This window comes from Salipiger sp. PrR003 (assembly GCF_010500785.1).
Classification (GTDB): Bacteria; Pseudomonadota; Alphaproteobacteria; order Rhodobacterales; family Rhodobacteraceae; genus Salipiger; species Salipiger pacificus_A.
This window is the reverse complement of sequence record NZ_JAAGOV010000084.1, coordinates 1-12836: the sequence shown is the minus strand read 5'-3', so window position 1 is coordinate 12836 and position 12836 is coordinate 1. Positions and strand designations below refer to the sequence as shown.

The 12836-nt window shown below is 62.6% G+C and carries 15 protein-coding genes and 2 pseudogenes; 9 read left to right on the top strand and 8 right to left on the bottom strand.

Annotated features, from left to right (window positions below):
- The 4 genes from G0D83_RS26410 to G0D83_RS26395 form a co-directional block, all read right to left on the bottom strand.
- Window positions 1–248 (bottom strand): hypothetical protein (locus tag G0D83_RS26410; RefSeq protein WP_164197533.1); only part of this gene is annotated, 248 nt, incomplete at its 3' end.
- Entirely contained in the window at window positions 238–513 is a 276-nt protein-coding gene (locus tag G0D83_RS26405) for a type IV secretion system protein VirB3 (protein ID WP_164197532.1), read from the bottom strand. The genes G0D83_RS26410 and G0D83_RS26405, both read right to left, overlap by 11 nt.
- Before the next feature lie 60 nt (window positions 514–573).
- Window positions 574–894: a TrbC/VirB2 family protein gene (locus G0D83_RS26400; protein ID WP_164197531.1), complete on the bottom strand. Its 321-nt coding sequence runs from the start codon at window positions 892–894 to the stop codon at window positions 574–576.
- Window positions 891–1502: a lytic transglycosylase domain-containing protein gene (locus G0D83_RS26395; protein WP_164197530.1), complete on the bottom strand. Its 612-nt coding sequence runs from the start codon at window positions 1500–1502 to the stop codon at window positions 891–893. The genes G0D83_RS26400 and G0D83_RS26395 overlap by 4 nt, the downstream gene beginning before the upstream one ends.
- 178 nt (window positions 1503–1680) lie before the next feature.
- Here G0D83_RS26395 and G0D83_RS26390 point away from each other — a divergent pair, with 178 nt between their 5' ends.
- From G0D83_RS26390 to G0D83_RS26370, 5 genes are all read left to right on the top strand, one after another.
- Window positions 1681–1851 (top strand): hypothetical protein, encoded by a 171-nt coding sequence (locus G0D83_RS26390; protein ID WP_164197529.1) that lies wholly within the window; start codon window positions 1681–1683, stop codon window positions 1849–1851.
- A 162-nt stretch (window positions 1852–2013) separates the two neighbouring features.
- On the top strand, window positions 2014–2352 hold the full coding sequence (locus G0D83_RS26385; protein ID WP_164197528.1) for a hypothetical protein: 339 nt from the start codon (window positions 2014–2016) through the stop codon (window positions 2350–2352).
- An 80-nt stretch (window positions 2353–2432) separates the two neighbouring features.
- Window positions 2433–3218, top strand: coding sequence for a hypothetical protein (locus G0D83_RS26380; RefSeq protein ID WP_164197527.1), 786 nt, complete (start codon window positions 2433–2435; stop codon window positions 3216–3218).
- A gap of 307 nt (window positions 3219–3525) precedes the next feature.
- A complete protein-coding gene (gene repC / locus G0D83_RS26375) occupies window positions 3526–4764 on the top strand; it encodes a replication initiation protein RepC (protein ID WP_164197526.1) in 1239 nt (412 codons plus the stop codon).
- Window positions 4765–5526: 762 nt separating this feature from the next.
- Complete coding sequence (locus G0D83_RS26370; protein ID WP_164197525.1) at window positions 5527–6561, top strand: toprim domain-containing protein; 1035 nt, start codon at window positions 5527–5529, stop codon at window positions 6559–6561.
- Between the two features lie 707 nt (window positions 6562–7268).
- Here the strand turns inward: G0D83_RS26370 and G0D83_RS26365 are convergent.
- Both G0D83_RS26365 and G0D83_RS26360 read right to left on the bottom strand, forming a co-directional pair.
- The gene (locus tag G0D83_RS26365) at window positions 7269–7598 is read right to left on the bottom strand and encodes a helix-turn-helix transcriptional regulator (protein WP_164197524.1); all 330 of its coding nucleotides are present in this window, start codon (window positions 7596–7598) and stop codon (window positions 7269–7271) included.
- A gap of 11 nt (window positions 7599–7609) precedes the next feature.
- A complete protein-coding gene (locus G0D83_RS26360) occupies window positions 7610–7861 on the bottom strand; it encodes a type II toxin-antitoxin system RelE/ParE family toxin (RefSeq protein WP_092431161.1) in 252 nt (83 codons plus the stop codon).
- Between the two features lie 630 nt (window positions 7862–8491).
- Here G0D83_RS26360 and G0D83_RS31980 point away from each other — a divergent pair.
- From G0D83_RS31980 to G0D83_RS26345, 4 genes and pseudogenes are all read left to right on the top strand, one after another.
- Window positions 8492–8662, top strand: coding sequence for a hypothetical protein (locus tag G0D83_RS31980; protein WP_203595669.1), 171 nt, complete (start codon window positions 8492–8494; stop codon window positions 8660–8662).
- 287 nt (window positions 8663–8949) lie between these two features.
- A pseudogene (locus G0D83_RS26355) lies at window positions 8950–9051 on the top strand (IS5/IS1182 family transposase); the annotation flags it as partial.
- Between the two features lie 181 nt (window positions 9052–9232).
- Window positions 9233–11362 (top strand): VCBS repeat-containing protein, encoded by a 2130-nt coding sequence (locus G0D83_RS26350; RefSeq protein WP_164197523.1) that lies wholly within the window; start codon window positions 9233–9235, stop codon window positions 11360–11362.
- Between the two features lie 89 nt (window positions 11363–11451).
- The gene (locus G0D83_RS26345; RefSeq protein WP_164197522.1) at window positions 11452–11667 is read left to right on the top strand and encodes a hypothetical protein; all 216 of its coding nucleotides are present in this window, start codon (window positions 11452–11454) and stop codon (window positions 11665–11667) included.
- A 363-nt stretch (window positions 11668–12030) separates the two neighbouring features.
- Here the strand turns inward: G0D83_RS26345 and G0D83_RS32370 are convergent.
- Together G0D83_RS32370 and G0D83_RS26335 are read right to left on the bottom strand one after the other, a co-directional pair.
- Window positions 12031–12228 (bottom strand): annotated as a pseudogene (locus tag G0D83_RS32370) (heparan-alpha-glucosaminide N-acetyltransferase domain-containing protein); the annotation flags it as partial.
- A 329-nt stretch (window positions 12229–12557) separates the two neighbouring features.
- A partial coding sequence (locus tag G0D83_RS26335) for an SIP domain-containing protein (RefSeq protein WP_370457321.1) occupies window positions 12558–12836 on the bottom strand: 279 nt, incomplete at its 5' end.

Genomic DNA, 12836 nt, shown 5'->3' with positions numbered 1-12836 from the left:
CCGACAAGACGGGCAAAGCCCTGCGTCAGGGCCTCGATCTCCGGGGCCTCGGCAGTAAAACTGTCGATGCCGCCGATGACGGCCGAGGCGAGAAGATCGCCCTGCCGGGTCAGGATGAGATCATCCTCGGGAGCCGAGAGATAGGGCAGGTGCCGCGCCACCGGCTCTTCGGCAAAGAGACTCTCCGGCAGCACCGAGCGCAGCAGGGCGCTGTCTTCGAAGAGGGCGGAGAGGCGGTTAAGAGACATAGCGATCGCCCCCGTTTCGCTTGTAGGTCCGGGTGCGCGGGGTGGTGGAGAGAACCCCTACGACGATCTGGAAGAGATGCGGGTTCCGGTCCGCGACGAGCCAGAGGATCGGGTAGGCGATCAGGGCAATGCCGAGGAAGCGCACATCATCAAAAGCGACGAAGGGGATCACCGAGCCGAGCGCCAGGCTGATGAAATAGCCCAGCGGCAGCCCGAAGAACTTCGGCGGGCGTGTCAGCCCGAGAAACAGAGGGTGCTCTTGCATCGTCATGCGCTCCAACGAAGACGGCCTCCCGCGCCACACGGGGCGGGGAGGCTCATGGCGTCAGGTGGCCGTGAAACCGTCGATGATGGTTTCGGCGGAGAAGACGATGACAACGCCGACGAGGATGACGAGAAAGAGCGGCCAGTTGAGGCGGCCGGTGAACATCATGTAGCCGGACCCCACGAGGGCGAGGATGGCGATCAGACGGCCGATGGGGCCGGTCAGCGCATCGACGATCGTGCCGAGCATGTTCTCGAGCGGATCCAGGTTCTGCGCCAGCGCGGGCTCGGCGATGAGCGCGAAGATGGGCAAGAGGTAGAGCAGCCCCTTCCAGTTGAGGGAGGTGAGGCGGCCTATAAGCCCTTTCGTGATCGTGGTCATATGCGGTCCTTACCGATGGTTGCCAGGTAGACGTCGAGCACCTTGCGAACGTGCCCTTGTGTCTCCCGGTAGGGAGGAATGCCCTGGTACCGGGCGACGGCATCCGGACCGGCGTTGTAGGCGGCAAGCGCCAGGGGCACCGATCCAAATTCTTCGAGCTGCATGAGGAGGTAGCGGGCTGACCCGTCGAGGTTCTCGCGCGGGTCGTGCGGGTCGACCCCGAGGACCTGCGCGGTTCCGGGCATAAGCTGGCCAAGGCCGATCGCGCCCACGTGCGAGCGGGCCGATTGCCGGAAATTGCTCTCGATCGCGATATTGGCCCGGAAGAGGGCGATCCATTCCACGGGGGAGATGCCCGCGCGGCGCAGCCCGGGATGGCGGGCGTGAACCTGCGCGACGCTTGAGATCAGGCGCTCGACCTCAGCGGAGCCGTGACGGCGCGAGCGGCTGGGACGGGAGGGGGCAACGGCGGCCGCAATAGCCTGCGTGCCCCCGGCTTCAGCAGAAAAAACCCTCTGCTTGCCGAAGTCGAGAACCGAGGCGGTGACCCGCCCCGCATCTCGTGGGCCCCCGAGGTCGATGACCTCGGCGTGGGCCCAGGGTGCCATCGCCGCGAGTGCGGCGGAGGCACAAAACCGTCTAGTCTTTTGACGTGTCCTCATAGGTTTTCCAGACCGCGCGCTCTCCTACGTGACGCGGAACGGAAATGGGGGAGACGCCGAGATCCATGCCGAAGGACAGGAGACCTGTCAGGGTTCGGATGGTCCTCGTCTTGATATCCCTACCGTGGACAAGAAGCAGTCGGTGCGTTTGACCGTCAACCTCGGCAACAGCGTAGAACTTCCACGCGGCCTGGAATTGGTTGCTCACGCGCGCTGGCGCTTCGATGCACTCGACTTCAACTGTCCCACCGGCTTCCAGGGTTTCCCTCACTCCCGCAAGCGTAATCACTGGTGAAACTTCTCTCATTTTTTTGCCTCGTTCCTGGGGTCGTTCGATGTGTCGAGTGACATGGAGGAGGCATACACATTTTTTGGGTAGCGTAAAACAGAAGATGGTGCAATACGTAATTGAAAGATACTACAAGCAGAAAAAGTGCCACATAGTGATGCCCGAGACATGATGCGGATGTTTGTGCATACCACCCGGTGCGCCGGAGGTGCTGCCTCCGGGGCGGCCCTGGTCGCGGCGAGCCTTGCAAACTTGGCCGTTGCGCAAACGACGGCGCTGGACTGTGTGCCGCCGCCTGTCCCTACCGCGGACCTGCCGCAGGACGTCATTGAGGAGTACCGCGAGGAGCTTGGACTGGAGTTCTCGAATTACTTCACCGAGGCGCAGCACTACCTGCAGTGCCTGGAGATGGCGGGGGAGACGGCGCGGCAGGACATCGACGCCGCGCTCGAGGCCTACGCGCGCCTGCAAGTCCTTCATTCAGATGAGAAACATATTCAAGAATGATGGATCGAGCGCAAAACTCGCTGGACATCCAAAGAAGTGATGTGATTGGCTTCCGACACACCTTTAACGGGAGTTCGGCGATGAAGCATCTCCTCTGCGCTGCGGCCACGGCTGCCCTGGCTTTCACCGGAAGCCTGGCTGTGACATCGCAGCTGGCGCGCGCCTATCAGATCGATTGCGCGATCCTGCTGTGTCTCTCCGGCGGCTGGCCCGCCTCGGTGCCCTGCGTTGCGGCGAAGACGGAGTTTATCCGCCGGATCACGCCGTCGCCGATCGAGCCGCCGCTGCAGATCTGGCGCTGCCCGATGCATGCGACCTATCCGGGAGCATTGGACCGAACGCCGGAGCAGCGCCTCTACGATGTGGCCTTTGACCGAGGCGCGCACCCGGTCCAATCCCCGTTCGGAGGCGACATCGAGCCCGAGGGCGCGCTCAAAGGTCAGGTGCCGCCGGACGCGCTCATCTCTGCGCTGCTGAGAGATGGTGGAGTAGGGGGCGCCCCGAGGCGCGCCCTGTTGCAGCAGATCGCCGACTACACCTCGGAGAATGGCGTGGCCGACATCGACATCAGCGACCCGGTCTTCGATTTCGTGCGCTCGATCCGGGTCTACAGCGTCGAGGTCATGCGCCAGCGCGAGAGGGGCCGCGACAATGATCACTGTGAGCGTAGGAGCCGCGTGCGCGTCGGTCGATACGGCTTGCAGGGGGATTTCTACTGGCGCGACAGCAGTCCCTCTGCGCTGCCGGCCGCCTTTGTCGGCGATGAAGGCTGGGGCGAAAGCTGCCCTTTCATTTCGCGCCGATCGGTCTTTGTGGACTGGTCGGACTACCAGGGCACCTACGGCTACGAACAGGTGAACTACTAGCGGCCCGCGCCGCGCGAGGTCGCGGCTAGTGGAGCGGACCAAGAGAGGCAGGCGCGTTGCCGCAAGCGGCGCTTGGAAAGAAAGGAGCAGGTTCCCCACCCCCAAATAAGAAACCCCGCGAAGGTGGCAACCTTCACGGGGGAGCTCTTAGAACAAGGGTGTGCAAACCCTTGGAAGCAAGCCTCATCACTTGCGACTCTATCAGCCTCCCCCATTGGCAGACAAGGAAAAACGCACCTGTGCGAACGGGTGAGTTCTGTCTGACGCCGCCTCGCCAATACTGGACGAGGAAATTAGACCGATGCATATGGCTGAAGCCATTTTACCGACCCCACAACACATCTCCTTCCCCTCTTTGCCGCAGGGCATGGAGCGCGACGGGTTCGTTGCGCTGATTGACGCCGTGGCCCCGCTGCTCGGGGTCAGAAGCGCTGCGCTCGCGACCTTCCGCATCATGATCGGTGCCACGCGCCCCAGCGCCTTCAAGAGCGGCGAAGAGGAGCCCTGCTGCTATCTCGCGCAATCCGAGATTACCAAGAGGCGGAACGTCTCGCCGAGCCGCATCAGGGCGGACGAGGCGCAGCTGGTCGCGGCCGGGCTGATCGAGAAGCGCACCATGGGCAACGGCGCGCGCTCGGGCTTTGTCGGATGCGGCGTGTACTTCTCCGTCGCCATCAAAAGGTGCCAGGAGTTCCTCGGCCTTCGCGAGGGGATCGAAGAGGGACGCCAGCATCACGCGAAGCTGCGCGGGCTTCGCAGCATCCACAAGAAGCACCTGAAGAGTTGCCTCGCTGAGCTGATCGCGGAGCATGGGGGAGCGGGCGAGGTTCAGAACATTGCTGAGGCCTTCGAGGCCTGGCCAAGCGCGGACAAGCTGCACCGGATGCCGCTCGAGGAGCTGGAGGCACATGTCGCCGAGGCCGATGCGCTCTGCACCGCGGCGCTGGATCTGCTGCACGCGATGTCAGAAACGCACGGTGGACCGCACGAAAACGAGCGGTCCTATATACAAGATACAACTCAAGATTTTAACGAAGTACCTTGTAACGCCAGAGTTGATCATCGGAGCGCGGGCGAGCCCGCGCCCACGAATGTGGAAGACGCCGCGCCGGGCGGCGCGCCGTCTTGCCGAGAAGAAAAGAATGGGGCGGGGGCCGCGGAGCACAAGTCCAAAATCCTCACAAACATCCCGATCCAGACATTCATCCCGCTCGCCTCCGAGGAGATGCGCTTCTACCTCGATGCCCGCCGGCAGGGCCGGGGCGGCTGGTCGAGCTTGCACCTGCATGATTTCACCGTCGCCGCGCTTTGCCGGCTGCCCGAGCTTGGCATCAATCGCTCCGCCTGGGACGATGCGGTGCGGAAGATGGGCGTGGAAGACGCGACCTGGTGCGTGTTCATCCTCGATGCCAAGGCCGGCGATCCCGCGACACCGATCCTCAGCCCAAGTGGGTATCTGCGCGCCATGACGAGGCGACATGAGGAGGGCACGCTCAACATCGTTGGCGGGCTCATCGGGCTGTCGATGCGCCAGAATGCCGAGTAATCGCGGGGCCGGTGCGATGCGACAGGGCGATTATGGCGCCGTCCTTCCGGGGGGACCGCGCGCGCTCGAGCGGTTGGGCTCCGCGCACAGCGAAAAGGCGCGTAAGTGGCAGAAAACGCGCGCAATGGCGCCTGAGACGTGGAGCAGGTAGCCGCACAATCGTCAAACTTCCCTAGGGTTAAGCAAATTCCCGCTCAGGTTGAGCCCTTCGCATTGCAGTCAACGAGCAAGCTCCTGTTACTTCCCGCATGGCGCGACCGAGTGCGCCGCAGAAGACGGCAGGCCGCGTGTTGGTGGGGTCCGCCGGGAAAGGGAAAGCAATGAACCAATTCAACCACTCCGCCTATGAACAGGAGATTGGATCGGTCGAGGAGGAACCTCGACAACGGACGCGACTTGAGACCCTCGGCAAGGCAGGCCTCCTCTGGGCCGACCCGCCGGTGCCGAAGAAGCAGGTAGTCGCGGAGACGGGCCTCGACGCACGAGAGTTGCGCCGCCTCTTCGGCAGGAGACGTCGCCCGCCCGTGTGTGACCTTTAGCTAGGCCGGTATCCTCGATGCAGTTCCTTCGCGCGCCAGCTCGCCGCCAGAGCGCGCGAACAGTTTGCGGAACAACGCCTCGGAAACGCTTCGGCCGTCGTCGATTTGGGGCGGGCCGGCAGGCGATAGCGGATTTTCCAGGGGTCGGATTTTTGCACCCCCTCAGGGGCTTCCAGATTCGTTGCGCCCGGGAAATACGCGGCATGCATAGAGTGATTTTGCCATGACTACCGAAACTCAGGACCTCCTGCGCGAGCTGGCCCAGAACGCAGAAAGCGTGTGTCGGCACTATCTCTCCGCCGGGCGGCGCGAAGGCGGGTACTGGCTGGTCGGGGACTTGGAGAACACGCCCGGGCGCTCGCTCTACGTGCGCCTCACCGGGCCCGATGAAGGCAAGGGCGCCCGCGGCCGCTGGACCGACGGCGCGACCGGGGAATACGGCGACCTGCTCGACATCATCAAGGCGCGGACCGGGATCGCCCGGTTTCCCGATCTTCTGGGGGAGGTCCGTGCACATCTCGGGCGCCCCATGCCGGTGGCGCACCCGAGCACGCCCCGCAAGCGCAAGAGCCCATCCGGCAAACGGACATCCGCCAAGCGCCTCTATGAGGCGTCGGTTCCGCTTTCCGGGAGTCTTGCAGAAACCTACCTCCAGCGCCGCGGCATCACCCGCGCAGCGTCCGCATCGGCGCTGCGCTTCCATCCGCGGTGCTGGCATCGCGATCACGACGAGGCCGCGTCCAAGCCGCGTCCCGCGCTGATCGCGGCGGTGACCGACAGGGCAGGGTGCCTTCGCGGCGTACACCGCACCTGGCTCGCGGAGGATGGCTCGGACAAGGCGCCCGTCGAGGTGCAACGCCGGGCCATGGGCGAGCTTCTGGGCAATGCTGTGAAAATCGATGCCCCGGGTGTGTGCCTTGCGATCGGCGAAGGTCTCGAGACCATGCTGTCGCTGCGCGAGGCCCTCCCGGGCCTTCCGGTCTGGGCTGCGCTTTCGGCTGCGCACCTCGGCGCCGTCGATCTGCCCGAAGGGATCCGCCAGCTCTACATCGCGCGAGATTTCGACGATGCCGGGCAGGCCGCGGCAGACAAGCTGAGCGCGCGAGCCAAGGACGCAGGTATCGCGGTTTCGGTGCTCGAGCCCCGCCTTGGGGATTTCAACGATGACCTGCGAGAGGATGGCTTAGCCGCGCTGCGGCAGCGGCTTCTTGGTCAGCTCGAGCGCGCCGATTTGGTGCGGATGGCGCTCAAGAGTTGAGAGCGCTACTTCATGCCCCGCACCCTATCGGTCGCCGGACATCTGAAAATTGGTGGCGGGGCGATGCCTGGGGCGTGCGAGCGCACCGGGCCGTGCAACGACGGAGAGCTCTTCGCCTCGGGCGCAGGCATCGGCTAGCCAGGCATTGGCTGGCATCCGAGGTGAGCGCGACGCCGGCATACGAGGTATGGGGCCCCTCTTCTCGGGCAACGGGTGCAAAGATCGCCTTGAGATTATGCTCCGAGGCGCGCTCGTTGGCATGTTGCGCAGGTTTTGACGCCATGTCGATGTCTACGATGGGAGTGGGTCACCAGCTTGCCGGAGACCGTTGGGTTGCCCGCGCAGGTGGCTAGCCAGGCAGCCCTTGGTTGTTCAGTACCTCGTGAGCGGTTGGTCGGCTGCAGGAAATGCGCTGACGACCCTTCGCGGCGTCGAGCCGATCAATGCGCGACGATCCCACCACGGCATGTCGATCCCGTCGGGGCGAATAGGGACCTAACGCGGGGCCGGACTCTCGGGTCTCATGTCCGAAGTATGTGGTAATCTTCGGACATGGCGGAATCTGGATCCACTGCGACCTTGCCCAATCAGATTCTTGACCGGATCGGCGCCGAACCTGCCAAGATTTAGACGCCGGGAGATTTCGCAGGAGCAAACCGGCATTCTGTAAGTGACGCCGGGCACGACGCCAGCGCTCTTCTATTCCCTCAGATCAGATCGTCCACGGTGACGGACAGCGCAGCGGCGAGCCTTTTGAGAGCATCTAGAGAGCCGTTCTTTCTGCCAGTTTCGATCTCGGCCACGGTCACGCGATGCACTCCCGCGCGAGACGCGAGCTCCGCTTGAGTCAGGCCACGGAGTTCGCGGAACACGCGCAAGGGGCTTTCGCCTTCGATGATGCGAGCAACAGCATCCGAAGGGATGCTCTCTCCGCCATCGGCCTTCGCGCGATCAAACGCCGCAATATCTTCAAGGTCGTCTCTGGCTTCGATGAGCGCTTCGTATTCTGTGCGGGGGATAGTGATCATCTCATTCATGTTAACCTCCGTCAGTCATACACGCCGCCACGCGGCCCAATTTTCAGTACGTCTAGCACCTCGCCCTGATCGTCCATGATCACTCTCCAGTCGCCCACACGCAGCCGGATGCCTTCGCGGCCTTTCAGGGATTTGACGTTGTTCGACAACGCTTCGGGATCGGTCGCGTAGAGTTCCACCTTTTCGGTAATCCGCTTCGCCTCGTTGCGCGGCATTTTGCGGAGCGTGCGAAGGGCGGCGGTCCTGTAGGTGATCGTCTTCATGGATGTAGCTTTACGCTACATTTCGCCCTATTGCAAGGAGCATTGTAGCGGACGGCTACAAGGGGGGCAGGCCAACCCAGAAAATGGACCCAGCGTACTAGTCAGGGGGAAAGCTGGCACACGCCTAATGACGCTAGATCGCGGCCCTCTTGGAGGCCGTGCTAGCTCGAATACGTTCCGAGGACAGCCAGCGGGCGGCCGGTCTTCTTGCAGGGGCAGCGCGGCCCGGCGCGACTGACCGCGCAGATCGACGTCCCTCATGAGCACGAGTTGGGGCCAGGGTGAGCACGGCACGCTGAAGGGCTCTGGGGAAAGCCGATATTGGACCGGCGTGCGGGACGGCTGCTGATCCAACCATTCGTTGCACGCCGTGCTCAAGAGCGACCTAGAGGCGAAATGTCGCAGCCTCCATGACGTAGGGTGAGTGGGGTCCCGGGTGATGCAGAAATGCGACATATGTGGCGGATAATTGACACTCTCAACTCGCTTGGCCGGGATGGCCATTTGTGCTAGAAGCTTTCTTCCGTCGGCCGCTTCGCTGGCACCCCACACATCCAGAATGCTTTGCAGGACGATGATTTCGCCCCTGTGCGGAGCTTTGCGTGGGCGAACAAATAGGAGAACACCAACATGGGCATTTTTACCCGCGAACAATCTCAGGCGGTCGAAAAGCTTCTCGAGTGCGGCCTGTCCGATTTCGACATCGCTCGGAAGGTCTCTGCTAGAGGCGAAGACCCAGAAATCCTCATCGATGCTGTCGGCACTGTCCGTGAACGTCGACAGGCAGGCGCCTCTCTCTGAGCCTTTCTCACAAGACATCCGAAAGCCCGCCAGGTCTCGTCTAGCGGGCTTCTTTGTGTCTGCAGAGATGCGTGAATGCAGCGTTTATCTGATTGAAGGGGTCGGAAACTGCATCTGCCGCATCTGCGGCGGGTGGTACTTCCGGGTGTTACCTGCTGTCCCCTACGGGGCTGCACAATCCTGAGTGATAGTGCCCCGCGGCGTGGTGTAGGAAGCCGCGAGCGTCGCTGATCGCGAGGCTGGCGGGAGGGGGTATCCACGCCATCAGTTCTTGGTGGAAATCAACTGCCAGGCTTGTCGCAACCCGCTACGACAAGACGGCGGAGAGCTTTCTCGGCTTCATAGATATCACGTCGATCCGCCTCTGCCTCCGTCATTTTTCAACATGACCTAACCGCCATGGCCGATCATGGAAGCAAGCCGGCCTGCCGCTCCGGGTCACGGCTGGAGCGGAGTAAAAAAGGGTGCCAAGCCGGTGACGCGAATTGACGTCAGGGTAACCCTGCGGCATTCTTTGTGCACATTTATTTATCAGTTTTGAGTCGCTCATCTATTCTCAGGGAGGCTTAAATGCCCACTATATATTCCACGCCCTCTATATTCGAATTTCCGGATTTCAGTCCGCTCGCCACGATTTTCGGCGCCGGCCGCACCGAGGCGGAAGACCTATCGATCGGCAGCGGGTTTATAGTCAAGTCAAACCCCCACCCGTCAGCCGGCCAATACCTCGAGGCGAACGCGGCGCAGTCGCAGGCCGGCGGGGTCTTTGCGGGGGCGACGGGCTATTACAATCTGACACTGGGCTATTTCGACGAGACCGATGGCACGTCCTTCATGGAAATCCTGGTCAATGGCGCGGTCGTCGCGGCCTTTGACTGGGGGGCCCCCGACGGCAGCCAGATCGTCACAGCTGCCGCCAAGCGGGAATATCTGGTCGAGGGTCTGCATCTGGGCTCTGGAGACATCATCGAGTTGCGAGGCGCGCGGGACGGCGGCGAGCCGCTGCGTTCCGACTACATCGACATAAGTCCGGGCGAGGACCCAGGTCCTGCGTCCAACTTCAGCCTCGAGGCCGAGGATCTGGCCGTCCTTTCGGGATTTGAGGTAGTGCGCAACGGCGCAGCCTCGGCCAGCCATGTGCTGCAGCAATCTGGCGGCGGCACGGCGCGGGCCTGCTACACGATGGAGCAGACCGGCATCTTCGATCTGACGCTGGGCTATTTCGACGAGAACGACGGCATCTCGGAGCTCTGGGTGACGGTGAACGGGGCAGAGGTCGCGCGGTTCCTCTGGGACGGCACCAGCGGCTCGAACTTGGCGAACAAGGCGAGTCTGACGGAATACCTGATCCCGGATCTCAGCCTGAAGGCGGGCGACGTGATCGAGCTTTCGGGACAGGGTGACGGCGGCGAGCCGTTGCGGCTCGACTATCTTGACTTCGCCGTCCGCGCAGCGGCTCCGGCTCCGCCACCGGACCTGTGGTTCGAGGATCACGACTACGTGGTGGTGGCGCTGAACGACGGGGCGGGCAATTTCACCGAGGTGGTGACCGACATCGCGACCGACGTCTATTACCTTCCGGGCCAGCCCGACATCGCCCGCGGCGGCGCCTCGATCATGAGCGCTGACTTGAACGGCGACGGGCTGAACGACTTCATCAAGGTTAGCCACGCGGTCACCGAGTTGCCGGATTTGCCGCCCGCGACCATCGATCTGCCGTTCTCTTTTACCGTGACGACGGAGGTCTATCTCAACGACGGGGAGGCGGGCTTTGACCTGGCGGCCATCTCGCAGGAGAAGATCGACCTCGACCTCCAAGAATATGCGTATGACGGAGTAGAACTGCCAGATGATCTCTTCAAGGCTTATGCCGCCGGCGACATCGACGGGGATGGCGACATCGACTACTTCGCCACCAGCTTCGCCGGAGAGACGCTCTTCGTGATGGAGAACGACGGCGCGAACAGTTTCTCGGTTCAGGCGACGACGGTTTTCGAGCTTGGGGCCACCCGCAACGATGCACGGATCGCCGATATGAACGGTGACGGGTTGCTCGATGCGATCGTAACCACAGGGCTCGATCTTAACCGGCTCGATGTACTGATCAATGACGGCACGGGAACGATGGTCCCAATGGGCGGCGACTCCCCGAGCGAGGGGCCGACGGGGAACCCGCAGGCGGTGGATCTGGACGGAGACGGCGATCTCGACGTGCTGCACACCGCAGCGGGCGAGAGCTACGGCATCTATGGATATCTCAACGACGGCAGCGGGGGCAAAGCGATAGGTGGACCCATTCTCGCCCCGTCCGACGGCACGACTGGGACCGCCATAGGCGCCGATCTCGACGGTGACGGCGATATCGAGATGATCACCGGCTCGCACAGCGACGACTATTCGGGCGAATTGCCGGGACTTCGCGTCTTCGACATCGTGGTGGGCGACACCCTGGCATCGTTCGAGGAGGTCTATTATAATCCTAACATCGTCGGCAACGTACTGGCGCCGGCGGATTACGACGGTGACGGCGACATCGACATGCTGATCATCTCGGATGGCTTCCGGGTGCTTGAGAACGACGGCACCGGGGCCTTCAGCCTCGGCGACGAGGTGATCCCGCCTTTCGCGACCTCGGAATATTCCTGGGTGCCGCGGGTACAGACCGGTTACTTCCAAATGGTCGACGAGATGGTGTTCTGACCGCCCTCAGCCCGGCGCGACATCGAGGTGGGCGGTAAAGCTCCGCAGGTTTTGCCCGCACCGGCCATTTCGGCGGCCGGTGCACTGCGATGCATACCGTGGGGCTCGAGGGCCTTGTGCCCGGGCACGCGATCCGCACCGCGTTCCTCTGCGGCGACGTACCCTGGCATCTGCACGGTTTCTGGCTCAGTCAGCTCAACAAACCTTCCGAGCACCTTCGGCCGATCTTGAAGGGTCTCAAGTCCCCAAACTGCAAGAAGGTTGACCTCGTGGCATGGACTATTGGCGAGGCGGTGACGGAGTGAAAAGCAAGTGGTGTGATCTCTGCATCAGGTTGCTCAGACCTATGCACTCCCGGCCCGTCGCCGTTGTTTTCGACGGATGTATCTGGATACAAATTATCAGTCAGTTCGTACCTCTGTGGAGTCCAGTATATGCGATTCCGACTTGCGCTTATTGCCGCCTCTGTTTTCCTGTCGGCACCAGTAGCCGCCATGGACTTCATTCTCGGAGGAACTGACCAGAGGGCGGATGATGCAAGCTGGATCCAGGCAGACAGGCCGGTTCGGCGTGCGATCTCTCGGATCGGTAGCTTTTCTCGCAAGGCCATGCGGCGGTTGACGTTCAAAAGCCTCATGTGGATCACTCCGGAATCCCCCGCTGCAAGCTGCGTGAGCAAGTGCTATTCCCGATAGAAATGGCCTGAGCCAAGGGACCAAGTGCAGGAAATCCAGAGCCGGTGGCACCTGTGCGGAGAGTCCGGTCCATGCCAGCCAAGGAGATTGGAAAACCGTCGCGACCTCGGCGTTACCAAGCCAGAGAATGACGAGTGCAAAGTCCGCACTGACGGACGAGGGCGCGCGCAGAAAACAAGCACGGGCTCATGACCCTTCAAGGTGCCGCTGAACAGGTGGAAGCTTGGAGTGGAGAGCACAATGATGAAGGACCGCACGGGGCCATCAGGAACAAGGTCCCGGCTGACCTAGACAAATCAGCTCCCGAAACCAACCCATGGCAGGACACTTCGACTGACCCTTCGGGCGCCGCTCCGCGCGGCGCCCGTCCCCAATCTAGGCGCTGGCTAGTCACCAGGTTCGTCGCCCCTAAGCGCGGAGGAGAGGCACGAAACGAATTTGACGGGTCATCTCCGCCGAGATGAGAAGCCTCTCCTTAGGCGGCGCGCGGCCGCGGGCTTTTATGTCTTCTGCCAGAAGGCCGAGATATAGGCGTCTTTCGTACGCCGGCCCGAGGCTCGCCAGGCGGAGCGAACTGATGTGGCCAGCTCCCGCTCTCCCGCGAACCAGAGGAAGATATCCTGATCCTCGGTAATCGCGGCCTTCGCGTCCTGTCCCATATCCTCACGACGTGCCGGCGCGGCATAATCGATCTGCAGCCGCGGATGATCGGGCAAGGGGTAGGCTATGCCCTTGGCGTCGGTGTAGAGCGTGATGTGTCCCGTTGCCTCTGGGTTGGC